General features: G+C 68.2%; 22 protein-coding genes. 15 read left to right on the forward strand and 7 right to left on the reverse strand.

The genetic code is table 11. From position 1 onward, the window contains the following. Positions 1-27 precede the first annotated feature (27 nt). The 3 genes from EV644_RS28635 (at position 28) to tsaA (ending at position 2845) form a co-directional block, all read left to right on the forward strand. The gene (locus tag EV644_RS28635; RefSeq protein WP_158292949.1) at positions 28-1533 is read left to right on the forward strand and encodes a PstS family phosphate ABC transporter substrate-binding protein; all 1506 of its coding nucleotides are present in this window, start codon (positions 28-30) and stop codon (positions 1531-1533) included. Between the two features lie 88 nt (positions 1534-1621). Beyond that, entirely contained in the window at positions 1622-2374 is a 753-nt protein-coding gene (locus EV644_RS28640) for a metallophosphoesterase (RefSeq protein WP_241998923.1), read from the forward strand. A gap of 57 nt (positions 2375-2431) precedes the next feature. Further along, a complete protein-coding gene (gene tsaA / locus EV644_RS28645; protein ID WP_132192074.1) occupies positions 2432-2845 on the forward strand; it encodes a tRNA (N6-threonylcarbamoyladenosine(37)-N6)-methyltransferase TrmO in 414 nt (137 codons plus the stop codon). 24 nt (positions 2846-2869) lie between these two features. On the opposite strand, the gene EV644_RS28650 is transcribed toward tsaA, so the two are convergent. Continuing rightward, positions 2870-3880 (reverse strand): DUF4037 domain-containing protein, encoded by a 1011-nt coding sequence (locus EV644_RS28650; protein ID WP_199240035.1) that lies wholly within the window; start codon positions 3878-3880, stop codon positions 2870-2872. Positions 3881-3935: 55 nt separating this feature from the next. Here EV644_RS28650 and EV644_RS28655 point away from each other — a divergent pair, with 55 nt between their 5' ends. Continuing rightward, positions 3936-5021, forward strand: coding sequence for a DNA glycosylase AlkZ-like family protein (locus EV644_RS28655; RefSeq protein ID WP_132192076.1), 1086 nt, complete (start codon positions 3936-3938; stop codon positions 5019-5021). Positions 5022-5143: 122 nt separating this feature from the next. On the opposite strand, the gene EV644_RS28660 is transcribed toward EV644_RS28655, so the two are convergent. Continuing rightward, the gene (locus tag EV644_RS28660) at positions 5144-5728 is read right to left on the reverse strand and encodes a dihydrofolate reductase family protein (protein WP_132192077.1); all 585 of its coding nucleotides are present in this window, start codon (positions 5726-5728) and stop codon (positions 5144-5146) included. 197 nt (positions 5729-5925) lie between these two features. On the opposite strand from EV644_RS28660, the gene EV644_RS28665 reads away from it, so the two are divergent. After that, the gene (locus EV644_RS28665) at positions 5926-6105 is read left to right on the forward strand and encodes a hypothetical protein (RefSeq protein ID WP_132192078.1); all 180 of its coding nucleotides are present in this window, start codon (positions 5926-5928) and stop codon (positions 6103-6105) included. A gap of 362 nt (positions 6106-6467) precedes the next feature. Here the strand turns inward: EV644_RS28665 and lpdA are convergent, their stop codons facing one another. Then, positions 6468-7877 carry a dihydrolipoyl dehydrogenase gene (gene lpdA / locus EV644_RS28670; protein WP_132192079.1) on the reverse strand — a complete coding sequence of 470 codons (1410 nt, stop codon included), beginning with the start codon at positions 7875-7877 and terminating at the stop codon, positions 6468-6470. Positions 7878-8114: 237 nt separating this feature from the next. Here lpdA and EV644_RS28675 point away from each other — a divergent pair, with 237 nt between their 5' ends. The 4 genes from EV644_RS28675 to EV644_RS28690 are packed head-to-tail and all read left to right on the forward strand — an operon-like array spanning position 8115 to position 12667. Then, a complete protein-coding gene (locus EV644_RS28675; RefSeq protein ID WP_241998927.1) occupies positions 8115-10250 on the forward strand; it encodes a peptidoglycan DD-metalloendopeptidase family protein in 2136 nt (711 codons plus the stop codon). Then, a complete protein-coding gene (locus tag EV644_RS28680; RefSeq protein WP_241998929.1) occupies positions 10243-10779 on the forward strand; it encodes a M15 family metallopeptidase in 537 nt (178 codons plus the stop codon). The genes EV644_RS28675 and EV644_RS28680 overlap by 8 nt, the downstream gene beginning before the upstream one ends. A gap of 25 nt (positions 10780-10804) precedes the next feature. After that, positions 10805-11263, forward strand: a complete 459-nt coding sequence (locus tag EV644_RS28685; RefSeq protein WP_241998930.1) for a PGPGW domain-containing protein — start codon at positions 10805-10807, stop codon at positions 11261-11263. Positions 11264-11308: 45 nt separating this feature from the next. Next, positions 11309-12667 (forward strand): MFS transporter, encoded by a 1359-nt coding sequence (locus tag EV644_RS28690; RefSeq protein ID WP_132192081.1) that lies wholly within the window; start codon positions 11309-11311, stop codon positions 12665-12667. Here the strand turns inward: EV644_RS28690 and EV644_RS28695 are convergent. Continuing rightward, complete coding sequence (locus EV644_RS28695) at positions 12651-13829, reverse strand: FAD-dependent monooxygenase (RefSeq protein WP_132192082.1); 1179 nt, start codon at positions 13827-13829, stop codon at positions 12651-12653. The genes EV644_RS28690 and EV644_RS28695 overlap by 17 nt on opposite strands. A gap of 103 nt (positions 13830-13932) precedes the next feature. Between EV644_RS28695 and EV644_RS28700 the strand changes: the two genes are divergently transcribed. After that, entirely contained in the window at positions 13933-14622 is a 690-nt protein-coding gene (locus EV644_RS28700; RefSeq protein WP_132192083.1) for a TetR/AcrR family transcriptional regulator, read from the forward strand. Here the strand turns inward: EV644_RS28700 and EV644_RS28705 are convergent. Beyond that, on the reverse strand, positions 14603-15499 hold the full coding sequence (locus EV644_RS28705; RefSeq protein WP_132192084.1) for an AraC family transcriptional regulator: 897 nt from the start codon (positions 15497-15499) through the stop codon (positions 14603-14605). The genes EV644_RS28700 and EV644_RS28705 overlap by 20 nt on opposite strands. Before the next feature lie 182 nt (positions 15500-15681). Here EV644_RS28705 and EV644_RS28710 point away from each other — a divergent pair, with 182 nt between their 5' ends. The 5 genes from EV644_RS28710 to EV644_RS28730 are packed head-to-tail and all read left to right on the forward strand — an operon-like array spanning position 15682 to position 22310. After that, the gene (locus tag EV644_RS28710; protein WP_132192085.1) at positions 15682-18507 is read left to right on the forward strand and encodes a family 78 glycoside hydrolase catalytic domain; all 2826 of its coding nucleotides are present in this window, start codon (positions 15682-15684) and stop codon (positions 18505-18507) included. Between the two features lie 40 nt (positions 18508-18547). Next, complete coding sequence (locus tag EV644_RS28715; protein ID WP_241998932.1) at positions 18548-19855, forward strand: ABC transporter substrate-binding protein; 1308 nt, start codon at positions 18548-18550, stop codon at positions 19853-19855. Between the two features lie 5 nt (positions 19856-19860). Then, positions 19861-20787 carry a carbohydrate ABC transporter permease gene (locus EV644_RS28720; RefSeq protein ID WP_241998933.1) on the forward strand — a complete coding sequence of 309 codons (927 nt, stop codon included), beginning with the start codon at positions 19861-19863 and terminating at the stop codon, positions 20785-20787. Next, positions 20784-21635: a carbohydrate ABC transporter permease gene (locus tag EV644_RS28725; protein ID WP_241998934.1), complete on the forward strand. Its 852-nt coding sequence runs from the start codon at positions 20784-20786 to the stop codon at positions 21633-21635. The genes EV644_RS28720 and EV644_RS28725 overlap by 4 nt, the downstream gene beginning before the upstream one ends. Before the next feature lie 36 nt (positions 21636-21671). Continuing rightward, positions 21672-22310 (forward strand): class I SAM-dependent methyltransferase, encoded by a 639-nt coding sequence (locus tag EV644_RS28730; protein ID WP_132192087.1) that lies wholly within the window; start codon positions 21672-21674, stop codon positions 22308-22310. A gap of 8 nt (positions 22311-22318) precedes the next feature. Here the strand turns inward: EV644_RS28730 and EV644_RS28735 are convergent, their stop codons facing one another. Continuing rightward, on the reverse strand, positions 22319-23074 hold the full coding sequence (locus EV644_RS28735) for an RraA family protein (RefSeq protein WP_132192088.1): 756 nt from the start codon (positions 23072-23074) through the stop codon (positions 22319-22321). 11 nt (positions 23075-23085) lie between these two features. Further along, positions 23086-23928 carry an amidohydrolase family protein gene (locus EV644_RS28740; RefSeq protein ID WP_132192089.1) on the reverse strand — a complete coding sequence of 281 codons (843 nt, stop codon included), beginning with the start codon at positions 23926-23928 and terminating at the stop codon, positions 23086-23088. Position 23929 lies beyond the last annotated feature (1 nt).

A 23929-nucleotide genomic window follows, 5' to 3' on the forward strand; every position in this document is an offset into this window, starting at 1 on the left:
GCTCCTTCGATGAATGCTGTGGGGGCAATGAGTCTGGCAGTGGACTTCTCCGGCCTGGGGGACATCAATCTCGAGACGGTGATCGCGGCGATCGCGCTGATCGGCACCGTGATCGTCTGGCTGGTCGACAGGTACTTCCTGCGCCGCAAGCGGCTCGTCTACCGGGTCCAGGTCGACGCCCCGATCGGCGTCTTCCCCAGCTCGCACATGGTGGACGTCGAGGTCCGCTACCAGGGCGCGGTGGTGCCAGACCCGAGCATCGTGCTGCTGCGGGTCGACAACGCCGGCGGGATGGACATCGAGCCGCACCACATGCACGAGAAGGTGTCGTTCGCGTTCCCGGACCGCAAGATCGTCGGGCTCGAGGTGACCGAGGCCAAGCCCGAGGCGCTCGGTCAGATGCTGCAGCGCCAGCTCGACTCGGAGAACTTCATCGAGACGAGCAAGCTGATCCTGCCGCGGACCGCGATCAACCGCGGCGACAGCTTCAAGTTCCTGCTGGTGCTCAGCGGCCGCGGCGACGGCGTGACGCACTCGGGCTACCTCGCGGGTGGATCAGCGGGTGGTGGGGTCTATCACGAACCCCGGCCGCGCGGTCCGGGGCGGCGCACCCTGATGTTCGGGGCGTTGTCGCTGCTCCTGGTGGGTGCCCTGGTCGCGCTCTTCGTGGTCGACGTGCTCCAGCCGCCGGACAACTGCGCCTCCGGCCGCCTCCAGATCATCGGCTCGACCGCGGTGGAGCCGACCATGAAGGAGCTCCGGAGCGCCTATGCGGCCGAATGCACACAGGCCGACATCACGATCGCCGCGAACGGCAGCCGCAGTGGCACCCGGGCGCTGAACGAGACCGCCACGCGGGACCCAGCGGCCGCCGGACAGCTGATCGCCATGTCGGACGGCCCGGCCGAGGACTCCCCAGACCTCCGCGGCCGGTCGATCGCGGTGGTCGTCTTCGCGGTCGTCCTGAACCGCTCGACGGACGTGACCGCGCTGACCGTGACCCAGTTGCGGGACATCTACGCGGGACGGCTGACCAACTGGAAGCAGCTCGGCGGGCGGGACCTGCCGATCCGGATGGTGAGCCGCGTCGGCCCCGACTCCGGCTCGCGCCGCACCTTCCGGGACAAGGTGCTGGCCGGCGACCAGGAACTCGGGATCTCCTCCGACGACTGCCGCACCAAGGACGACCCGGTCGCCAAGCACCACCGCTGCGAGGTCGGTACGACGGAGGAACTGCTGTCCCGGCTGAACGACATCGAGGGCGCGATCGGGTACGCCGAGCTGGGCGGCTCGCGGAAATACCCCGTCGTCACGGTGGCGTCGATCGACGGGGTGGTGCCGGACGCGTCGAAGGTGGCGGACCGGTCGTACCGGTTCTGGGAGGTCGAGCACGCCTACACCTACAAGGCGCCCGGACAGGACTCCCTGCAAGAGGCGTTCCTGGATTACCTCGGTTCGATGCAGGCCCGCCCGATCCTGGCCCGCGACGGTCTGGTGCCCTGCCCTGAACTGCCTTCCGCGTTCTGCGGGTGAACACCCTGGCGATAAACCTGTATCCGGCGGAAGGCTGCTAACGGTAGGTTGTGGATCTGCCGTTAGACTGCTGGAGGTTGCCGTGTTCGTGATCGCTCATCTCAGTGACCCGCATCTCGACGGGTCGGCGGAGGCGCGGGATCGCCTGCGCCTTGTCACGACGTACCTGCGGGAGTTCGCACGACCGGTCGACGTCGTGCTCGTCACCGGCGACCTGGCCGACCACGGCGCGGAGTCGGAGTACGCCGAGGTCGCGGCCGAGCTGGAGCTCGACGTACCGGTGTTGATGCTGCCCGGGAACCACGACGTCAGCGGACCACTGCGCGCCGGACTCACGGCGTACGTCGAGTCGCCGGGTGACGGGCATCCCGTGCATCAGGTGCGGGATGTCGCGGGGGCCAGGTTCGTGCTGCTCGACACGTCGGTGCCGGGTGAGGACCACGGGCTGTTGAGCGCGGAGTCACTCGAGTGGCTGTCCGCAGTACTGGCGGAACCGGTGACCGGGCCGTTGTTCGTGGCGTTCCACCATCCGCCGAACGAGCTCCAGCACCCGGTCCTCGACCAGTGGATCCTGCAGTCGCCGGACGGTTTCGAGGCGGTGCTCCGCGACAAGCCGATCACCGCGCTGCTCGCCGGCCACGTCCACAACGGGGTGTCGACCACCTTCGCCGGGTTCCCGCTGTTGGTTGCACCTGGCATCAGGTCCACCGCTCCCCTGCCCTTCGAACCGGCTGCCGCCGCGGGGCTGGTCGACCTGACGGCGCCACCCGGGCTGGCGCTGCACGTCGCCGCGCCGGGTCAACCTCTTGTCACGGTTTACCGCCATCTGACGTCAAGCTGAACGTGAGGGCCTACCCTGCCTCACCCTCGACCTCAAGCTGAGACTGGAGCCCGGCTGATGAGCGATGAACTGATGGTCCGGCCGATCGGCCGGGTGGAGTCCGTACTGACCGATCGGCAGGACGCGCCGCGTCAGGCCGACGAGGGAGCACCCGACGCGTGGCTGGTGTTCGACGAGGGAGTGCGCGCGGCGCTGGCCGACCTCGGCATCGGCGACGAGATCCTGCTGATCACCTGGTTCGACCGCGCCGACCGTGACGTTCAGGCGGTGCACCCGCGGGGAGACGAGAACCGTCCGCTCACCGGCGTCTTCAGTACCCGCTCGCCGGACCGCCCCAACCCCCTCGGCCTCCACCGAGTCACGATCACCGCGGTCGCCGGCCTGCGCCTCCAGGTCGATCACCTCGAGGCACTTGACGGCACCCCGATCGTCGACGTCAAACCCGTCCTCGGCGACTCCACCGAGCGCTGACCGACCTGCTCTGCGCGAGGCTTCTCAGTCGAACAAGCGGAGCAACTGGCTGCGATAGCGGGGATTCCACAGGACTTCTCGGAGTTGGTCGATGTCGCCGACCGGCCAGCGTTCGGCGAGCTGCTTCACCGCCGGGTCTTCGATCTGGGCACTGAGTGTGCCCGGGAAGTCTCCCCAGAAGACCTTGAAAGGCCGGTTCCACATCTGCTCGACGTCTGTCGAGACAGGTGGCGTGATCTGCAATGCGTTGTGCATGGCGGCCACCAGTTCGTACGCCGCCGTCAGCGCCTCCTCCCGCTCCGGCCAGGTTTCGGCCCGGAGAACCTTCCGCAGGATCGGCGACAAGTCGGCGGCGCAGGCCAGCCGGGAGAAGGCCGTCCCGAACCACTTCGAGTACGGCGCGTACTGCCGCTCCATCAGGAAGCACAGCCGCATCAGGTCGTGCACGAGCCGCGACGCGATCACCGCCGAGCCGAGCTCGTCGCCGACGAAACCCGCGCGGCCGACCAGGTTGACCTCCGGGTGGACGCGCCACCAGCCCGCCACCAGCAGGTAGAGCCACACGTCGTGCGGGTAGTAGGCGAAGCGATCGCGGACGGCTTCCAGGCCGACCTCATCGTGATAGACCGCGCCGGCGGTGATCATCCGGAGTCGCTGTTCAGGGAGAGTGAGCCAGTCGCGCGCTTCGATCTCGCGGTCGACGTCGAAGTCCAGGTGATCCAGGAAGTAGCCGCGCACAGTGTGGATCCCGTAGTCGGTCGGACGGTCCGCGAACCGGGGCGGCACCTGCTGACGCAGGGTTTCTGCGATCGCCTCGCCTTGGCGGGCCTGGTCGTCGTCGCGCACGAAGAGAAGGACGCGTGGCTCCCAGTTATGGTCTCCGGACATCTCGTCGTCGAAGCCCAGGACCTCTGAACCGCGGCCGAGTAGCGCCGCACTGTGCGGCAACGAAGGAAACTCCGCCGCCAGGATCGGCAGCACCGCCTCCAGGTAGAAGCGCCGGCTCAGCTCCAGACCGGGAACGAACGCAGACACGAGGCGGACTCCTTGGTAGGCCAGTTGCCGAGAACTGGGCGTTAAGGTCGGCGGCATGGTCGTTCACCACCTCACCAAGGACGAGGCTCGCCGGATCGCGATCCACGCGCAACTGCTCGATGCGCCGCGCCCGACCGATCTCGTCGCCGTCGTCGAGCGCCTCACGCTCCTGCAGATCGACCCGACCGCGGCCATCGCACCGAGCGCCGACCTCGTCCTGTGGAGCCGGCTGGGCTCGACCTATGAACCCGCCGAGCTGACCAAGGCCGTCGAACACGACCGCTCACTCGTCGAGACCGTCGCCTACATCCGCCCGCCGCGAGACGTGCCGGCCGTGATCGCCGAGGTCCGGGACGCGGAGCCGCACCCCTTCACCGCCGCGTGGCTCGCGACGAACGAGCCCTTCCGCCGCGACATCCTCGCGCTGCTGGAGAAGGAGGGCCCGCTGCTCTCGCGCGACATCCCTGACACGAGCGTCGAGCCGTGGCCGTCGACGGGCTGGACCAACAACCGCAACCTCACGAGGATGCTGGAGGCCCTCACCCTCCGAGGGCAGGTCGCGATCTCGGGACGCAGGGGCCGTCAGCGCTACTGGGACCTCCCTGAGCGGGTCTACCCGGCCGGCCTGCCGACCCTCGACCTCGACGCCGCCATCCAGCACCGAAACGAACGCCGGCTCGCGGCGCTCGGCATCTCGCGATCCACCGGCACCCAGATGCCAGGCGAGCCGCCGTACGTCGGTGACGCGGGTGAAGAGGCACACATCGAGGGCGTCCCCGGCACCTGGCGCGTCCACCCGGCGTACGTCGGTCTGCCGTTCGAGGGGCGTACTGCGCTGCTCTCGCCGTTCGACCGGCTCATCCACGACCGCGTCCGCGCCGAGCAACTCTTCGGCTTCGAGTACATCCTCGAGATGTACAAGCCCAAGGACAAGCGCCGCTGGGGCTACTTCGCCCTCCCCGTCCTGCACGGCGATCGCCTGGTCGGCAAGCTCGACGCCACCGCCGACCGCAAGGCCGGCACCCTCGTCGTCAACGCGATCCACGAGGACGTCCGCTTCACCAAGCCCATCACCGCCGCAGTCCGCGCCGAGATCAACAACCTCGCCACCTGGCTCGGACTCAAGGTCACCCACCCCTGAGCCCGGCGCCGGCGGACGTTCGGTCAGAAGTTGATCTAGTGGCCTTCCCGAGCGTGATTCTGGCCCGATTTCGCCTCAGATGACCGAGGTACTCGCTCACGGCCGGCTGTACCGAGTTGGACCTAGACGTGCAGGGTGGGCCGGTAGATGAGCTCTTGGATGTGGCCGTCGAGCGTCCGGCTCTCGATCAGCTCGAGGTCGAAGTCGGCCGCACCCCGGAAGATCGGGTCCACTCCGGTCTGGCCGGTGATGACAGGGAAGATCGTCACCTGGACGCGGTCGACCAGACCGGCCGCCATCAGCGCCCGGTTCAGCGACAGGCTGCCGTGCGAGCGCAACGGCACCTCGGACTCCTCCTTGAGCCGGGCCACGACGTCGACGGCATCGCCGCTCACAAGGGTCGCGTCCGGCCAGTCGAGGGGTCCTTCAAGGGTGGTCGACACCACCGTTGTCGGCAGGTTCCTCATCCGGGTGTTCACCGGGTCACCCACCTCGGACTCTTCGGTGCTCGGGCCGAGCAACTGCACGAATTGCCGAAAGGTCTTGGCCCCGAGGACCATCCGCTGCTCCTCGCTGTACACGGCGAGGCGGCGGTCGTCCAACTCGGGACCTTGCTTGCCCCAGTAACCGCCCCAGTCGCCACTGCTGTTGTAGGAGCCGAAGCCGTCCAGGCTGGAAAAGACGTCGAAGGTGTAAGTAGCAGTCATGATGCTCTCCTTGAATACGGTGGCGCGCCCTCGTGGGCAGCCACTCACTCCTGCTACGAACACATCGGCCCCGCTCCGACACCGCATCCCGGACTTTCTTTCGACGACTTTCTCGTCTTCACTGACAGATTCCGGCGCGCTATCCCCTGCCGTGCGGGAGGAGCAGCGTCGAAGACACTCAGCGCCGGAGGTGCGCCATGCTCGTCTTCCTGCTGGTCATCTCGCCCATCGTGCTCCTAGCGATCTGGGCCATCGTCTACGACGTAAAGCACCGTCGGGCGCCGCTGACGGACAACAACCCGCGAGCGGTCGCAAAGAAGGTGAGGATCGAAGGTGAGGGCAAGTCGTCCGAGTGGGGAGCAGGAGGAGGAGTCTGACCGGCGACCTCCGATCGGCCAAAGTCGATCCACGACGGGCGACCGCCCGGTTGCGTAGTGCATGCGCACGCTCGATGCGTTCATCGTCGTTCCACGACGAGGCCGAGCCCTGTAACCGGTGACTGGTATCTCGCCCATGACTCTGCACGGACGAGACCTGCGCACGGGCCGGGACGGTCTCCCTGGGCGGCAGGCCCATGCGGCCTGCCGGCCGAACCCAGCCGCCCCCGGCCCATCGCACGGAGCACGTCCAGGTCCTGACCACAGCAAAACGACGGCAGACGATGGCAGTCGCCGCCAGGCGAGAACCCACGTCTGCCGCCGCAATGGCGGGATCGGAGCGTGGTCACTCCGAGCGTGACCTAGAAGTTGATCATGTGCCCTTCGAGGCCGTGGAAGACTTCCTGGAGGGCCTCGCTGAGGGTCGGGTGAGCGTGCACGTTGCGGGCCAGTTCCTTGGTGGTCAGGTCCCACTTCTGGGCCAGGGTCAGCTCGGGCAGGAGCTCGGTGACCTCGGGGCCGATCAGGTGCGCGCCGAGCAGTTCGCCGTACTTGGCGTCGCTGATCACCTTGACGAAGCCGGTCGGGTCGCCGAGGCCGTGCGCCTTGCCGTTGGCGGTGAAGGGGAACTTGGCGACCTTCACGTCGAAGCCCTCCAGCCGCGCCTGCTCCTCGGTCCAGCCGAAGCTGGCGATCTGCGGCTGGCAGAACGTCGCCCGCGGGATCATCACGTGGTCGAGTTCCATCGTCTCGACTCCAGCGATCGTCTCGGCCGCGACCACGCCCTGCGCCTCGGCCGCGTGGGCGAGCATCAGCTTGGCGTTCACGTCGCCGATGGCGAAGATGTTCGGCACGTTGGTGCGCAGGAATCCGTCGGCCCTGATGGCGCCGCGCTCGGTCAGCTCGACGCCGATCTTGTCCAGGCCGTAGCCGTCGACGCGCGGCTGGAAGCCGATCGCCTGCAGCACCTTGTCGGTCTCCAGCGTCTGCTGGGCGCCGTCATTGCCGGTGACGGTGACCTTGACCTTCTCGCCGGAGTCGTCGATCGAGTCGACCCGGGTGCCGGTGAGGACGTCGACGCCGAGCTTCTTGTAGGCCTTCGCCAGTTCCTTGGAGACCTCGATGTCCTCGAGCGGGACCAGCCGGTCCAGGAACTCGACGATGGTCACCTTGACGCCATAGTTGGCCAGCACGTAGGCGAACTCGACGCCGATCGCGCCGGCGCCGGCGATCACCATGCTGCCCGGCAGCTCCTCGGTGAGGATCTGCTCCTCGTACGTCACGACCCGCTCGCTCAGCTGGGTGCCCGGCAGCAGCTTGGTGGTGGCGCCGGTGGCGATGATGCAGTTGTCGAAGGTGACGGTCACAGTTTCTTCAGCGTTCCCGTCGCCATTCAATGTGACGTCGAGGGTGTTCGCGTCGACGAAGGTGCCCCAGCCGTCGAGCTCGGTGATGTTGTTCTTCTTCATCAGGAAGTGCACGCCCTTGACGCGGCCGTCGGCCACCTTCCGGCTGCGCTGCACCGCGGTCGGGAAGTCGAAGCTGACCTCGCCGCTGATGCCGAAGGTCTTCGCCTCCTTGCGGAAGATGTGCGCCAGCTCGGCGTTGCGCAGCAGCGCCTTGGACGGGATGCAGCCCACGTTCAGGCAGACACCGCCCCAGTACTTCTTCTCGATGATGGCGGTCTTGAGGCCGAGCTGGGCAGCGCGGATCGCCGCGACGTACCCACCCGGACCCGCGCCGAGGACAACAACGTCAAAGTGCGAGGCCATGCCATGAACTTTAGTGGGTCGCACCAGCGGTTGAGACCACCGGGAGCCCAGCGTGACGGCGGTCACCTCCGAGCGGGCCTTCACGCTCATTGTCACCGTCCGTGGTGAGCCGATGGTCGGGGTCCGGCGGCAGGCGCGCGCAGTGGGGTATCGCCAGGACGCCAGGGCGCTTAGGCTGGGCAGGCGCGGGGGGCCAGGTTGCCCACGCATGCTCGTGAGGCGAGTGATGGGGACTTGATGCTGGGGCTGGGGTTACTGCGAGAGGGTCGAGGGCTGCGGTTCGCCGCGCTCGGTACGTTGCTGGCTGTTTTCGCCGTGCCCGCATACGCCGACGACCCGACGCCTCCTCCGCCGGCCTCGGTGACCGATGTGAACCGGTCCCTCGAGCAGCTCCAGGCCGAGGCCGCCGCGATCCAGGCGGACTTCGCCAAGACGACCATCGCCTACACCAACGCGCTGAAGGCGGCGCAGACGGCCGAGGCTGCCGCCAAGCGGGCAGAAGCGTTCGCGGCCGCCTCCAAGACCAAGTCCGACGCCGAGCGTCGCCGCCTCGGCATCCTGACGGCCCAGGCCTACCAAATGGGCATCCCGACGGTGCTCGGCACCGAGTCGATGCTGTGGTCGCTGGCGCCGGTCGCGGAGAACCTGCAGGAGATCGCCGACCGCCAGACCGCCATCAAGCAGCTCGGCAGCACCCAGGTCGCGCAGTACCAGGCAGCGACGGCCGCTGAGTCGGCAGCCGGTACTGCGGCCTCGGACGCGGCGACCAAGCGGGCAGCGGCCGACAAGGCGGCCGAGACGGCACAGCAGCTGAGCAAGGACGTCCAGAGCAAGGCAGCCAGCGCGTCGATGGCGATGCAGGGCCAGCTCGGCGACCTGGCCGGAGCTACCCAGCTGTCTAAGCAACTGCAGACCACCCGGAACCAGCAGGCACTGTCCAACTGGCAGACATACCTGACCGAGCTGGCCGCGACCAAGGTGAAGCCGCCGGCCGCCGCCACGATCAAGAACCCGGCCAAGCTCCCGCGGGGTCTCCAGCCTCTCAAGGTGCGCGGGCGCCCCGTCGCGGGTGCGGCGGCCGTGGTGGATGGCGGCCGGACCGTCCGGGTCCTCCCGGCCGAGACGATCCGCGCGGTCAACCAGGCCTTCGCCCTGCTCGGCAAGCCGTACGGCGTCGCAGCCACCGGCCCGGACAAGTACGGGTGCCTCGGCGCCGCCCGGGTCGCCTGGCAGCCGTACACGACGCTGCCGAACCTGATCGGCAAGGTCTACCCGAACTACCAGAAGGTGACGGGCGCCTCGGTCCAGCCCGGCGATTTGCTGGTGATGGGCAGCAGGACGGTCGGCCTGTTCCACATCGGCATCGCCCTCGACAACGGCGAGATGATCGCCGCCGACGAGGCCAAGGGTTCCGTCGTCGTCACCTCCGTCCCGGACAGCCTGTACGCCACCCTCCGTCCGACGCTCGGCCGACCCACCAAGGCGCAGGTCGCCCCGGCGAGCACCTCCGGCGCGTATGCCTTCCGCTGCGGCAACACCACCACGTCGTACGACGTCGGTACCGGCGAGTGGACCTGGCCGCTGGCCGAGGGCACCTACCAGATCGGTACTTCGTTCGGCCAGGCCGGGGCGATGTGGGCCACCGGGTTCCACACCGGCCAGGACTTCCCGGCTCCGGTCGGTACTCCGGTCCGGGCTGTCACCGCCGGCACTGTGCGGATCGAGCACCCGGCCTGGGCTGGCAACCTGGTGCGCATCGATCACGGCAACGGCCTCGAGACGCTCTACGCGCACCTGGACTCGATCGACGTCGCCGACGGAGCGCGGGTCTCGGCCGGCCAGCGGATCGGCGCCGTCGGCACCCAGGGCAACTCGACCGGCCCCCACCTGCACTTCGAGGTACGCCTCGGTGGTGACGCGGTGAACCCGATGCCGTTCCTGGCGACCGGCAGCGCGAGTCTCGGCTGGGGTGGCTACAGCAACGGCCTGATCCCTGCGTCCAAGCTGTGCGGGATCACCTCGGGTCATGCGCTTCGCTGCGACGCGGCGGCGGCGTACCAGCAGTTGGCGAGCGCCTACAAGAAGGCCTTCGGCAAGACGCTGTGCATCACCGACTCCTACCGTTCCTACGAGTCCCAGGTCGACCTGTACGGCCGCAAGCCGTCTCTGGCCGCCCTGCCCGGTACGTCGAACCACGGCTGGGGTGTAGCCGTCGACCTCTGTGGCGGCATCGACCGCTTCGGCACAGCGCAGTACCGCTGGATGGCGACCCACGCAGCCGCCTTCGGCTGGGTCCACCCAGCCTGGGCCAAGCAGGGCGGCACCCGCGAAGAACCCTGGCACTGGGAATTCGGCAACCCCGCAAGTGCCTGACCGCCCCCTCCGCTGGATCCGCAAGCACCGGTGGCTCTCCGCAGCCGGCGCTGTCGTCCTCGTAGTCGTATTCGGCGTCGCCGCGACTCCCTACCTGTCGGCCTTCGGCACCACCCAGGGCTGGCAGGGCTACGGCAACGGCATGATGCCGGCCTCCGAGCTCTGCCGGATCGCCGGTGGCCACAAGCTGCGGTGTGACGCAGCCGCGGCGTACGGGGCGTTGGCGGAGGGCTACGAAGCGCACTTCGGGAAGGAGTTGTGCATCACCGACTCCTATCGGCCCTATCGCGCTCAGGTTGAGCTGATCAGGCGGAAGCCAGGGCTGGGTGCCTTTCCCGGTACTTCGAACCACGGCTGGGGCATCGCGGTGGACCTGTGTGACGGGATCAACGATTTCGGGACGCCGGAACACCTGTGGATGCAGGCGAACGCGGAGGCCTACGGCTGGGTGAATCCGGAGTGGGCGCGCGAAGGGGGCTCGCGGCAAGAACCTTGGCACTGGGAGTTCGTGCCGGCTGCCGGGCGGTAGACCGGCGACCACGTACGCTGGGGAGGTGGCCGAGAAGACCAGTCCCGACCGCACGGATCACAACATCACGCTGGACGCCCAGGACGATCGCTGGGAGTGGCGCCGCAAGATCCGTGCGAACCCGCGCAAGCACCTGATCTACCGGATGGGGGTGGGGGTGGTCGGTGGCCTGCTCCTCATCGCCGCGCCACTGACCGGTTGGCTGCCCGGACCGGGCGGCATCCCCTTGTTCATCCTGGGTCTGGCTGTGCTGTCGAGCGAGTTCGAGTGGGCGCAGCGGCTGCTCTACCGGGTGAAGGGCTGGGTATTCGAGTTCACCGCTTGGACCGGCAAGCAGCCGGCCTGGCTGAAGGCGCTCGGCACCGTTGCGCTGTTCCTCTGCGTACTGGTGGCGATCTGGCTCTACCTGGCCGTGCTCGGCGTCCCCGGCTGGCTGCCCGACTCGTGGGAGTCCTTCCTCCACAAGCTGCCCCTGCTGGGGTAATGAGCTTGAGCGTCACATCAGTGTGATGGTTTGAGAATGGGCGGCATGAGCCGCCCGAACTCGTCCGCCGCGACCCTGGCCGTGCTGTCCGTCGCGCAGTTCCTGATCGCTCTCGACTACTCGATCATCTACATCGCGTTGCCGAGCGTGGCCACGGACCTCACCCTCGACCCAGCCCTCGCCCAGTGGGTCATCAGCGCGTACGCCGTGCTGTTCGCCGGCTTCCTGGTGGTCGGTGGCCGGCTCACCGACCGGCTCGGGGCGAAGCGGTTGTTTGTCAGCGCGATCATCGGCTTCGGCCTCGCCAGCGCGGTCGGCGGTGTCGCCTCCGACGGCACCGCGCTCCTGATCGCGCGAGGCGCCCAAGGCCTCGGCGCCGCCCTGCTGCAGCCGGCGATCCTCGGCTTGATCGGCACCACCTTCACCGCCGGACCCGCCCGCAGCCGGGCCCTCGCCGTCTGGGGCTCGGTCGGCGCCTCGGGCCTGGCCGCCGGCGCGATCCTCGGCGGCGTACTGACGAGTGCCTCCTGGCGACTGACCTTCCTCGTCAACGTGCCGCTCACCCTGCTCGCGGCAGTGGGAGCGACCATCTGGATCACCTCCAACTCGTCGAGAGTCGCCTCTCGGGTGCCCTTCATAGCCTCAGCCCTCGGTACTGCGACCGTCCTGGCGCTGGTGATCGGCCTGACCCTTGGCACCGATCACCAGCCGGCCGCGATGGTCAGCCTCGCCCTGGCAGCCGTCCTGTTCCTGGTGTTCGTCCGCAACGAGCGCAGGTCCACGAATGCCCTGATCGAGCGCGGGCTTCGCAGTACGGCTTCGTTGAAGACAGGTGCCGCCGCAACCGCGCTCTACATGGCCAGCGTCGGCTCAGAGTTCTACGTGCTGACGCTGCTCCTCCAATCCCAGAAGGGCTACACGCCCCTCCAAGCCGGCCTGGCGTTCCTCCCGCTCGCAGTGCTCGTCACTGCCGGCAACACGGCCGCCGAACGCGCCGTACGTCGGTACGGCCCGGCTGTGGTTCTCGCCGCGGGCTTCGTGATCGCAGCTGTCGGACTCCTGTGGCTAGCAGTCGCTCTGGACGGCACCTCGTACGCCGCGAGCCTGCTGCCCGGGTTGCTGCTCAGTGGGTTCGGGCACGGGGTGATCTACACCTCCATGTTCATCATCGGCACCCACGACGTGGCTCCTGCCCAGCAGGGAACGGCCGGAGCCCTGCTGACAACGTCGCAGTACCTAGCTGGAGCCCTCACGATCGCCGTGCTCACTCTGGTACTCACCGCGTCCCCGGGTCCCGCCGAGTTCCGCACAGCCTTCCTGCTGACCACCGCAGCCGCAGCGGGTGGCGCAGTACTGGCGCTGAGGCGGTCTGTCGTGCGGCAGGCGGTCACGCAGGAGTGCTGACGGCGTAGTCGCGGATCGGGAGTCCGCTGCTCCTCTTCTGGCCCATCCGGAGCATCTGGTTCAGCAGGAACGCGTTGCCGAGCAGGTGGTTCCGCGCCACGAGGCCGAAGCGAGTGCCCGGCGCCAGGAACTTGCCGGTGCGGTTGCCCCCGGACTGGCAAGCCTGGACCGGTTTGCGCAACTGCTGTTCGTACGCCGCGAATGCGGCCGCGTGGTTGCCACCTGACCTCGCCAACTCCCCGGCGAGCACGTAGGCCGCGACGATCGCAGTACCGGTTCCCATGCCGCCGACGGTTGCTCCGTAACCGGCGTCGCCCAGCAAGACCACCCAGCCGGACGACCAACCCTCCGCGTCGACGCGGCTGATCGAGTCGAAGTACAGCTCCGTGGAGTCGGCCAGTCCGTCCAGGATCTGCGGCACGTGCCAGCCGAGTCCGCTGTAGGCCTCGCGGAGGATCGCGTGCTGCTGCGCCACGTCCCGCCGGTCGTAGGTCAGTTCGGGCGAAGCGAAGATGAACATCGCGCCCGCCTTGCCCGGATCCCGGTGGTCCACGCCGACACTCGCGAGCCGGCCGGGCACGTTGTACATCAGCGACTCGCGCTCGATGCCGAAGGAGTTCGGCAACTCCCAGCCGGCGATGTAGTAACCCAGGTGGCTGACGTAGTCCCGCTCCGGCCCGAAGGCGAGCCGCCGTACGACGGAGTGCAGGCCGTCCGCCCCGACGACCAGGTCGAACCTCCGCGCGGTTCCACTCTCGAAGGTGACGTCGACGCCGCCTTCGTGCTGGTCGAGCGTGGCGATCGAATCCCCGAAGATGTACTCCGCGTCGTGCTTGCTGTGGTCGTAGAGCACTTGAGAGAGATCCGAGCGCAGGACCTCCAGGTCTCCCCCGGCGAACTCCGGCGGTAGCCGCAGTACCTGCTTGCCCTCTTCGTCGACGAACCGCATCGCACTGCCACCGGTCTGCCGGGCGCGGAGATCGTCGAGCACGCCCATCCGCTCGAGGACGACCTTGTTCACATCGCCCCGGAAGTCGACCGCGTACCCGCCCTGGCGCAGCGCCGGAGCGAGCTCGACGACGGTCACGTCGTGGCCGTAACGCCCAAGCCAGTAAGCGATTGCGGGGCCGGCGACACTCGCGCCGGAGATCAGGATTTTCATCGGAGTCCTCTCGGGAACTAAAATTGTGTCCGGCGGACACAATAATGTGTATGGTAGACACAGTTGTCCGCCGACGCCAACCCGAGGAGCGAGGACCACCGCGATGACCGACCTGCTCTGGGGGCGTCAGCAGCCGCCGAGCCGCGGGCCGAAACCCGCGATGACGCTGGACGGCATCGCCCGCGCCGCGATCGCGATCGCCGACGCCGAAGGTCTCGACGCGGTCTCCATGCAGCGCGTCGCCGGCGAGCTGCCCTTCACCAAGATGGCCCTGTACCGCTACGTGCCCGGCAAGGCGGAACTCGTCGCCGTGATGACCGACCTCGCGATGGGCCTGCCGCCCGAACACCCCGAACGCCCGTGGCGAGAGGCCCTCAAGACCTGGGCGCTCGACCTCTACGCGGGCTTCGAGATGCACCCCTGGCTGCTTCTCTCGACGGTCGGTCGCCGCGCGCTCGGACCGAACGAGCTCACCTGGATGGACCGCGGAGTACAGGCTCTGGCCGGCAGCGGCCTGAACGGCGGCGAGCAGCTCGATTCCCTGGCGGTGATCGCCGGACACGTGCGGACGATCGCCCAGCAGTCACTGACGCTGCCCGGCGGGACCACGGGAACGACCGAGGAGGACATCACCGCCACCCTCACGGAGGTCCTGAGCGCACAGGCCGAGCGCTTCCCCAGCCTGGCGGCGGCGATGGGAACGGCCGCGGGCTCGGAGAATCAGGGCCTCGAGTTCGGGCTCGACCGCATCCTCGACGGGATCGAGCTGCTGATCACCGCACGGAAGGGCTGAGCCTGGGCGCGTTGAAACGTTGCCGATAGGTGGACGCGCTCAGCCCGTAGTGGGACTTGAACCGCCGGGCGAAGTAGTTCTGATCCGGCCAGCCCACCGACTCCCCGATCCGGCTGATCGGGTCGTCGGTGTGCAACAACCGATCGGCCGCGAGCTCGACGCGATGCCGGGACAGATAGGCCATCGGCGGCAGACCCGTGGCGGACTTGAACAGGCGCACCAGGTACCCCGGCGCGAGGTGCAGCTTGTCAGCCAATTCGGTGAGCGTCCACTGCCTGGCCGGATCGGCCTCCATCATCCGCATCGCGTCCAGAACGGCGGGATGTGTCTGGCCGCGGAGATCGTCACGGTCGCCGATCGTCCGCGCGACGCAACTCAGGTACAACGACAACCGGCCGACGATGTCGCCGCGATGCCGGCTGACCGGCTGGTCGCGCAACTGCCGGAGCCCGTCGAGGTGCTCGACACCCTCGGCGAATGTGGCCGGATCGAGATGGGTGGTGAGGATGCCACGCCGCTGCGCCGAGAACGGTCCGGTCCACAACAGGTAACCCAGCAAGGGATCCTCGCGGGTCCAGGCCAGTTCGCGCTGCACCAGGTCGGCCGAGAAGCAGCAGTTGTAGATCTCGAGCGCGCGGCAGCCCTCGTACTCGTGCCAGACCCCCGGCCGGAGCAGGATCAGGTCGCCGACCGCGAGTTGCTGGCGTCCCGCGAGGCTGTGGTGGACGCCTTCTCCCCCGGTCACCAGGGCGAGTTCGAAGAAGCTGTGCGTGTGCAGCGGATGCGATTCCTCGTGCACGTGCGGACCTGCGTGCACCAGCGTCCCGTCGACGAAGTGCAGCAGCGTCCCAGTGGTCCTGACAGGCTCGTCGGCCATGCCTCACGTTACCGCCCGAGGTGCATTTTGTGCTACCACGAGTGCACTGCGGGCTAGCCCCCGGCGGCCGTCGGCCGCAGGATCGTGGGACAGGCGAAACCTTCCCGCCACCCATCCGAAACAGAATCAGGTCCTTCGCCACAGCACCCACTGAATCGTTTCACTCGCCCGCTTGGAGTCTCATGTCGAACGTCGCCGCAGACAGCCCTCGCACCCCTGCCACCCCGCTCGCCACTCCCTCCTCTCCCCGCTTCGAACACCGGACCGACGCCGGGCCCGTGCTGGGCATCGGCACCGCCACCCCGCGCTTGTCCTGGCAGGTCCCGACGGCTGCCGATGGGTACGAGCAGACGGCGTACGAGGTCGAGATCCTCACCAGTGGCACGGCGGAGGCCCATCCGGTCGAGTCCAGTGAGCAGGTGCTGGTTCCCTGGCCGGGCGAGCCGTTGAGGTCGCGGGAGTCGGCGCAGGTCCGGGTACGGGTCCGGGGTGACAGTGACTGGAGCGACTGGAGCGAGCCCGCGACGGTCGAGGCCGGACTGCTCGGTGCCGACGACTGGACCGCGCGGTTCGTGAGCCCGCGCGAGATCGGTGCCGTGGGTTCACCCGCGCCCGTGCTCGGTGGGGTGCTCCAACTGCCCGAGGGGATCAGCCGCGCCCGGCTGTACTCCACCGCGCACGGCATCTACCTGCCCGAGCTCAACGGCGAGCGAGTCGGCCAGGACGAGCTCGCACCCGGCTGGACGGCGTACCAGCAGCGACTTCGCTACCAGACGTACGACGTGACCGACCTCGTGCGCGCCGGCGAGAACCGGCTCGAGTTCCTGGTCGGCAACGGCTGGTACCGCGGCCGCCTCGGCTTCCACGGCAAGAACTCCCTGTACGGCGACCGGCTGGCCGTCCTCGCGCAGCTCGAGGTCACCACCACCGACGGCGAGGTTCACGTCTTCGGCAGCGACGACACCTGGACCGCGCACGAGAGCGCGATCACCGCCGACGACCTCTACGACGGCCAGAGCACCGACCTCCGCCGCGTCGCGGGTCAGGCCACAGCTGTCGACGTGCTCGACGCCGACCTCAACCTCCTCGGCGCCCCCGACGGTCCGCCGGTGCGAGTCACCGACGTACTGCCGGCCGTCGAGATCACCACCTCGCCTGCAGGCAAGACGTTGGTCGACTTCGGGCAGAACCTCGTCGGCAGGGTCCGGCTCAAGGTCCGCGGCGGATCCGTCGGCGACGAGGTCGTCCTGCGGCACGCGGAAGTGCTGGAGAACGGCGAGCTCGGCGTACGACCGCTCCGCACTGCCAAGGCCACCGACTCCTACATCCTCGCCGGGCCCGACGAGGTGACGCTCGACTCGCCACTCACCTTCCACGGCTTCCGGTACGCCGAAGTCACCGGCGTGCCGGACCTTCGGAAGGATGACCTCGAGGCCGTCGTGATCAACTCCGACCTGCGCCGGACCGGCTGGTTCGAGTCGTCGCACGAGCTGCTCAACCGCTTCCACGACAACGTGGTCTGGGGGATGCGCGGCAACTTCGTCGACGTACCGACCGACTGTCCGCAGCGCGACGAGCGGCTCGGCTGGACCGGCGACATCCAGGTCTTCTCCCCCACCGCGAGCTTCCTGTTCGACACCGCCGGGTTCCTCACCGGCTGGCTGGCCGATCTCGCCGCGGAGCAGCAGAAGGACGGCTCGGTGCCGTTCGTCGTACCGGACATCCTCCGGCAGGCCGGGCCGGCCACCGCGGCCTGGGGCGACGCGGCAACGATCGTCCCGTGGGTGATCTACGAGCGGACCGGGGACGTCGCTCTGCTGGCTCGTCAACTGCCGAGCATGCGGGCGTGGGTGGACCGGATGGCCGACCTGGCCGGCAACGACCTGCTCTGGGCCGGCGGTTTCCAGTTCGGCGACTGGCTCGACCCGACGGCGCCGCCGGAGAACCCCTTCCGCGCGAAGGCGGACCCGGACGTCATCGCCACCGCGCACCTCGCCCGCTCCGCCGAGGTGGTCGCGCAGGCGGCCGAGCTGGTCGGCGATGCCGAACTGGCCCGGGAGTACGCCGACCTGGCCGCCCGCGTCCGGCAGGCGTTCGCGGCGGAGTACACCACGGACGGCGGGCGCGTCCTGAGCGATGCCGCGACAACCTACGCCCTCGCCCTGCAATGGGCCTTGCTGCCGACCGACGAACAGCGCCGGCGCGCCGGGGAACGCCTCGCGGATCTGGTCCGTACGGCGGGCTTCCGGATCAGCACCGGTTTCGTCGGTACGCCGCTGATGGCCGACGCTTTGGCCGATTCCGGACATCCTGACCTGGCATACCGGCTTCTGCTGCAGACAGGCTGCCCCTCTTGGCTGTACGCAGTGACGATGGGCGCGACGACGGTCTGGGAACGCTGGGACAGCATGCTGCCGGACGGCAGCATCAACCCCGGCCAGATGACGTCGTTCAACCACTACGCGCTCGGCGCGGTGGCCGACTGGATGCACCGCCGGGTCGCCGGTCTCGCACCAGGCGATCCGGGCTACCGCACGATCGTCGTACGCCCGCTTCTCACCTCGCAACTCACCAGTGCGGCGGCCAAGCACCTCACGCCGTACGGCGAGGCCGCCGTCTCGTGGAGCCGGGCCGACGGACAGGTGCGGCTCAGCGTCACCGTGCCGGTCGGATCACGGGCAGAGGTTCACGTACCCGGCGAAAGCGCACCGATCAGCGTCGGTCACGGCACGCACGAGTGGACTGCCGACGACCCGTACGCCGTGGCGCGGCAACTGCCGGCCGATGCGAGCATCCGGCAGCTGATGGACCACGAAGCCAGCTGGGACGCGGTGGCGACCGCGGCCCGGAACCACGAGATCGTCACCGATGACGCCGAGCTCGCCGCCCGGCTCGAGCGCTACCTCGACCAACCGGCCGCTCAGCTGGTCGAAGCCATCAGCCCACGGGGCTTCTCGCCCACCGCCGAGGCCCTGCAGGCCGAGCTCGACGGTCTACTCCACCCCTGATGAACATCCCTTGGAGGTCATGATGACGTTCCGCCCACGCATGAGAGGACTTGCCGTCGTTGCGGCCGGCTCGCTCGCCCTGACCGCCTGCAGCGCGGGCAGTCTCGGTTCCAGTGACGATGCAGGCGGCGCCGCATCGGTCAGCATCACCTACCTGGCCGGCAACCTGGAACAGGACGTCAAGGAGGCCAACCAGCTCATCAAGGACTTCACCGCCAAGAACCCCACCGTCACGGTCAAGCTCGAGACCCGGCCGGGCGGCAGCGAGGGTGACAACATCGTCAAGACCCGGCTGTCGACCGGCGACATGTCCGACGTGTTCGCCTACAACACCGGTTCGCTGTTCCAGGCGATCGCACCGGAGAAGAACCTCACCCCGATCAGCGACCAGCCCTACATCGGTGATCTGGACGAGAACTTCAAGAAGACGGTGACGGCCGGCGACAAGGTCTACGGGGTGCCGTCCGGCGGCTTCATGGGCGGCGCCGTCCTCTACAGCATCCCGGTCTACACCAGGCTCGGGCTGAAGGTGCCGGCGACGTGGGCCGAGTTCATGGCCAACAACGCCAAGATCAAGGCGGCGGGGATCGCGCCGGTGATCCAGACCTACGGCGAGACCTGGACGTCGCAGCTGTTCGTCCTCGGCGACTTCCACAATGTCGCGGCGGTCGAGCCGGACTTCGCCGACCGGTACACGAAGAACCAGGCGAAGTACGCCACCTCCCCGGCCGCCCTGAAGGGCTTCGAGCACACCCAGCAGGTGCACGACTCCGGCTACGAGAACAAGGACTTCGCCTCGGCCAAGCTCCCCGACGGTCTCCGCATGCTTGCCCAGGGCAAGGGTGCGCACTACCCGATCCTGACCGGTGTGGTCAACGACATGGTCTCCACCTACCCCAACGCCGCCAAGGACGTCGGACTGTTCGCGCTGCCTGGTGACGACGCGAGCAAGAACGGCCTGACCGTGTGGACTCCTGGCGGCGTCTACATCCCGAACACCACGACCGGCGAGAAGCTGGACGCGGCGAAGAAGTTCCTCGCCTTCATCGCCAGCCCGGACGGCTGCAAGTCCCTGGCCACCACGGGCGTCCCGACCGGCCCGTACGCGGTCAAGGGATGCGAACTGCCGGCCGACGTACCGCAGTCGATCAAGGACATGCAGCCCTACCTCGACAAGTCCGGTGGCTCCAGCCTGGCGCTGGAGTTCGTGTCGCCGGTCAAGGGCCCGTCGCTGGAGCAGATCACCGTCGAGGTCGGCTCCGGCATCCAGAAGGCCAAGGACGGCGCCGCCCGGTACGACGAGGACGTCAAGAAGCAGGCGCAGCAGCTCGGGCTGGCGGGTTGGTGAGGTCTGTGACCGTCACCTCGATCCGCCCTCGCTCACGCGCTGACGCGACCCCGGCCGCACGTGCGGCCGGGGGGAAGATCTACACGCCGTACAAGTACTGGTTCTACCTGCCCGCCGCGGTGCTCTATGGCGTGCTGTTCGTCGTTCCGACCTTCGCCTCGTTCTACTACAGCCTGACTCGATGGACCCTGTTCGATTCGAAGTTCATCGGCCTGGACAACTTCAGGCTGTTCTTCTCCGAGCCCCAGCTGGTCAAGGGCTTCACCAACACGCTGATCTATGCGTTCGTCACCTCCGGGTCGAAGGTGGTCCTGGGCCTGCTGCTGGCCGTGCTGCTGACCTCCCGGATCGTCGGCCGCGCCTATCTCCGGTCGGTCGTCTTCTTCCCCGTGCTGGCCAGCACGATCGGCGTCGCGATCATGTTCACCGTGCTGATGAACCCCGAACGCGGGCTGATCAACGGCGCGCTGGGCCTGATCGGCATCGACGGGCCGGGCTGGCTGACAGACCCGAGGTACGCGCTGATGTCGGTCGCGCTGGTCGACGTGTGGAAGGGCGTCGGGCTGGCCACCCTGATCTACATCGCAGGCATCGTGTCGATCCCGCGCGAGTACATGGAGGCCGCCCGGGTCGACGGAGCCGGCGCCTGGGAGACGTTCCGCCGGATCGTGCTGCCGCTGTCCCGGCCGGCCACCGTCACCGTGATCATCCTGTCCCTGATCGGCGGCCTGCGGTCGTTCGAGCTGATCTGGGTGATGACACGCGGCGGTCCCGGCTTCACCTCGGACGTGATCGCCTCCGTCATCTACAAGCAGTACCAGGCCGGGTTCTACGGTCTGTCGACGGCCGGCAACGTGGTGCTGTTCCTCGTGGTCACCGCGATCGTCCTGCCGCTGTCATGGTTCCTGAACCGCAAGGAGGTGGACATGTGAGCACCGCCGAACTGGTGAATCACAAGCCGGGCCGCAACTATCTGCTCAGCGCGGTCGCGATCCTGGCCTCGATCGTGGTGTTCGTCATCCCGTTCGCCTTCATCGTGCTGACCGCGGTGAAGGACCGGCAGCAGTCCGCGCTGCTCGACTTCTCCTGGCCGCACCAGCTCCGCATCGTCCAGAACTTCGTCGAGGTCGTCCAGGCTCGCGACTACATGCTGGTGATCGCCTACATCAACAGCACGATCCTGACCGTGGCCAGCGTCACCGGCATGGTGGTGCTGGCGGCGATGGCCGGATTCGTGCTGCAGCGACGCCGGAGCCGGTGGAACCCGTTCATCAACTTCCTGGTGCTGTCCGGGCTGATCATCCCACCGGCCGTGGTCCCGACGATCTGGGTGCTGCAGAGCCTCGGCCTGTTCCGGACCATGTCCGGGCTGATCCTGATCGAGATCGCGTTCGGGCTGTCGTTCTGCATCCTGCTCTTCCGGGCGTTCGTCGCGACGATCCCCCGCGAGCTCGACGAGGCGGCGATCATCGACGGCGCCGGACCGCTGCGGCTGTTCTTCCGGGTCATCTTCCCGCTGCTGAGATCGGTCATCGTGACGGTCGTCGTGGTCCAGTCGGTGGCGGTGTTCAACGACTTCGTGAATCCGCTGTACTTCCTGCCCGGCGACCAGAACGCGACCGTCCAGCTGACCCTCTACAACTTCCAGAGCCAGTTCAGCACCCAGTACAACCTGCTCTTCATGAACATCCTGCTGATCACCATCCCACCCCTGATCATGTTCATGTTCTTCAACCGCCAGATCGTCGCCGGTCTGACGTCAGGAGCCGTGAAGGGCTGATCCGTACGATGTCGGGATCGGCATCGGAGGATTGCGATGGGGTTCTACACCGAACGCGTCGTACCGCGGATCGTCAACGTCGCGTGTGGGACGAAGTCAGCGGTTCCACTGCGGCGAAGGGTCTGCGAAGGACTGACAGGTGAAGTCGTCGAGATCGGGTTCGGCACGGGCCACAACGTTCCCTACTACCCGCCGACGGTGACGAGCGTGACCGCCGTCGAGCCGTCCGATCTCGGCTGGCGACTCGCGGCCGATCGGGTCGCGGCGGCCGGTGTCCCGGTGCGGCGAGCCGGCCTCGACGGCCAGTCGCTGCCGTTGGACGACGACACCTTCGACGCGGCCCTGTCCACCTGGACGCTCTGCACGATCCCCGATGTGGACGCCGCCCTCCGCGAAGTACGGCGGGTGCTCAAGCCAGGTGGGACCCTGCACTTCGTCGAGCACGGGCTCGCCCCCGAGACGGACGAGTCCGTACGCCGGTGGCAGCGGCACCTCGATCCACTGGAGCAGCGGCTCTTCGGCGGTTGCCACCTCGACCGGCCGATCGTCGAGCTGGTGACCGCAGCGGGGTTCACGATCACCGAGCTCGACGTCTTCTACGAGAAGGGGTCACCGAAGACGATCGGCGCTTTCTCCCTCGGAGTGGCGACCTCAGGCAGTCTTTCGGAAGAGTAGGTAGGCCTCTACAGGTCCGCGTAGTACCGCTCGACGGCGTCGTAGTCCACCGAGCTGTCGGGCTTCATGCCGAGCGCGTCGTAGTGCTTGCGGCGCGCGCGCATGTCGGCCAGCAGGATCGCCCGCGCGTGCGTGGCCACCTCCTGGGCCACCTCGGCCGGTACGACGATCACGCCGTCGTCGTCGCAGCCGACCATGTCACCCGGGCTCACCTGGGTACCGCCGCAGGCGATCGTGGTCTGCGTCTCGACCACCTTGATCCGGCCCGGGATGATGGTGCGGCCGCGGTGCCGCGAGCAGATCGGAGTGCGCTGCGCGGTGATCTCGGCGGTGTCGCGGCAGTACCCGTCGGTGACGATGCCGGCCGCGCCGCGGGAGACCGCGCCCATCCCGTTCTCCGAGCCCCAGAAGCCGACCTCCTTGCCGCCGCCGGCGTCCATCACCACGACGTGGCCGGGCTGCAGGTCGTCCGGCAGCTTGACGTTGCCGGTCTCCTCGAACCAGATCCGGTGCGCCTCGACGATGTCCTGGGTGTTGTCGAGCCGCCACATCGGCCGGTTCGACGGGACGGCCCGGATGGTCGCGGCCTGGCCCCAGAACTTCATCCCGAGCCATAGCGGCCGCACGTCCGGCGACATCAGGCCGATGTCGAAGTAGCCGATGCCGTCGAGTGCGTCGGCCACGTCCACCACCCGCAGGTGCCGGTACAGGCTGGACAGGTCGTTGGCGTCGGCGGTCTCGGTGGATTGGCTGGTGACAGTCATGGACAGACCTTTCAGTTGATCCGGTAGAAGTGCGCGGCGGTGCCTCCGAGGACCGCCGCTAGATCGTTCGGGTCGTCGAGCAGGCGCTCGACGGAACCGCGCAGACTTCTCCACGCGGTCTGGTAGTCGGCCCGCAGCAGCACGACGGGCCAGTTGCTCGCGAGCATCAGCCGCTCCGCGCCGAAGCAGTCGACAGCCCGCTTCAGGAAGGGATTCAGCTCGTCGTCGGGCCACCGAGGCAGTGCGGTCAGCAGGTCGATGCCGAGGGACACCTTGAGCGCGATCCCTGGACACTCGGCCAACTGCCGCAGCTGCCCGGCCCACGGCTCCCACCCGCCCGAGTCGAGCGGTGGCCGGCCAAGGTGATCCACGATAATCCGCAACTCCGGTACTGCGTGCGCCAGCGCCGTCACGGCCGCCGTCTGTGCCGCGGTGACTGGTACGACGTCCCAACTCAACCCGGCATCGGCGAGTTCCCTGAAGAGCTCGACCGAGTCCGGTTTGGTGAGCCAGTCCAGGGGGTCTCGCGCGATCAGGCAGCGCACTCCCCTGAGGTAGGGATTCCGCTGTCGCGCCAGCTCCGCGCGGGCCGCGGTGGGATCCGACAGCGGCAGCCACCCGACGACCGCGTGGACGAATGGCGCGTCGACGGCATACGCGGCCAGTCGGTCGTTCTCGGCGGGTTCGTCGACGGACTGGATCAGCACGGTGCCGTCCACGCCCGCCGCGGCGAGTTCGGTGCGCAGCTCGTCCGGGGTGTAGTCCCTCGCGATCGCCCCGTGCCGGTCGTCCCGCCAGGGCTGTTCCTGCGCGGCCACCCGCCAGAAGTGATGGTGCGCGTCGATCACGGGCATC

Origin of the sequence: Kribbella orskensis (assembly GCF_004342085.1) — a bacterium.
GTDB classification, from domain to species: Bacteria; Actinomycetota; Actinomycetes; order Propionibacteriales; family Kribbellaceae; genus Kribbella; species Kribbella orskensis.

Bases quoted from the DNA above. Each gene is read 5' to 3' on its own strand.
- tsaA (WP_132192074.1), top strand. From the start codon at position 2,432: ATGAGCGATGAACTGATGGTCCGGCCGATCGGCCGGGTGGAGTCCGTA.
- lpdA (WP_132192079.1), bottom strand. From the start codon at position 7,877: ATGGCCTCGCACTTTGACGTTGTTGTCCTCGGCGCGGGTCCGGGTGGG.
- EV644_RS28715 (WP_241998932.1), top strand. From the start codon at position 18,548: ATGAGAGGACTTGCCGTCGTTGCGGCCGGCTCGCTCGCCCTGACCGCC.
- EV644_RS28660 (WP_132192077.1), bottom strand. From the start codon at position 5,728: ATGACTGCTACTTACACCTTCGACGTCTTTTCCAGCCTGGACGGCTTC.
- EV644_RS28665 (WP_132192078.1), top strand. From the start codon at position 5,926: ATGCTCGTCTTCCTGCTGGTCATCTCGCCCATCGTGCTCCTAGCGATC.
- EV644_RS28740 (WP_132192089.1), bottom strand. From the start codon at position 23,928: ATGCCCGTGATCGACGCGCACCATCACTTCTGGCGGGTGGCCGCGCAG.
- EV644_RS28655 (WP_132192076.1), top strand. From the start codon at position 3,936: ATGGTCGTTCACCACCTCACCAAGGACGAGGCTCGCCGGATCGCGATC.
- EV644_RS28695 (WP_132192082.1), bottom strand. From the start codon at position 13,829: ATGAAAATCCTGATCTCCGGCGCGAGTGTCGCCGGCCCCGCAATCGCT.
- EV644_RS28690 (WP_132192081.1), top strand. From the start codon at position 11,309: ATGAGCCGCCCGAACTCGTCCGCCGCGACCCTGGCCGTGCTGTCCGTC.
- EV644_RS28675 (WP_241998927.1), top strand. From the start codon at position 8,115: ATGCTGGGGCTGGGGTTACTGCGAGAGGGTCGAGGGCTGCGGTTCGCC.
- EV644_RS28705 (WP_132192084.1), bottom strand. From the start codon at position 15,499: ATGGCCGACGAGCCTGTCAGGACCACTGGGACGCTGCTGCACTTCGTC.
- EV644_RS28635 (WP_158292949.1), top strand. From the start codon at position 28: ATGAGTCTGGCAGTGGACTTCTCCGGCCTGGGGGACATCAATCTCGAG.
- EV644_RS28700 (WP_132192083.1), top strand. From the start codon at position 13,933: ATGACCGACCTGCTCTGGGGGCGTCAGCAGCCGCCGAGCCGCGGGCCG.
- EV644_RS28730 (WP_132192087.1), top strand. From the start codon at position 21,672: ATGGGGTTCTACACCGAACGCGTCGTACCGCGGATCGTCAACGTCGCG.
- EV644_RS28710 (WP_132192085.1), top strand. From the start codon at position 15,682: ATGTCGAACGTCGCCGCAGACAGCCCTCGCACCCCTGCCACCCCGCTC.
- EV644_RS28735 (WP_132192088.1), bottom strand. From the start codon at position 23,074: ATGACTGTCACCAGCCAATCCACCGAGACCGCCGACGCCAACGACCTG.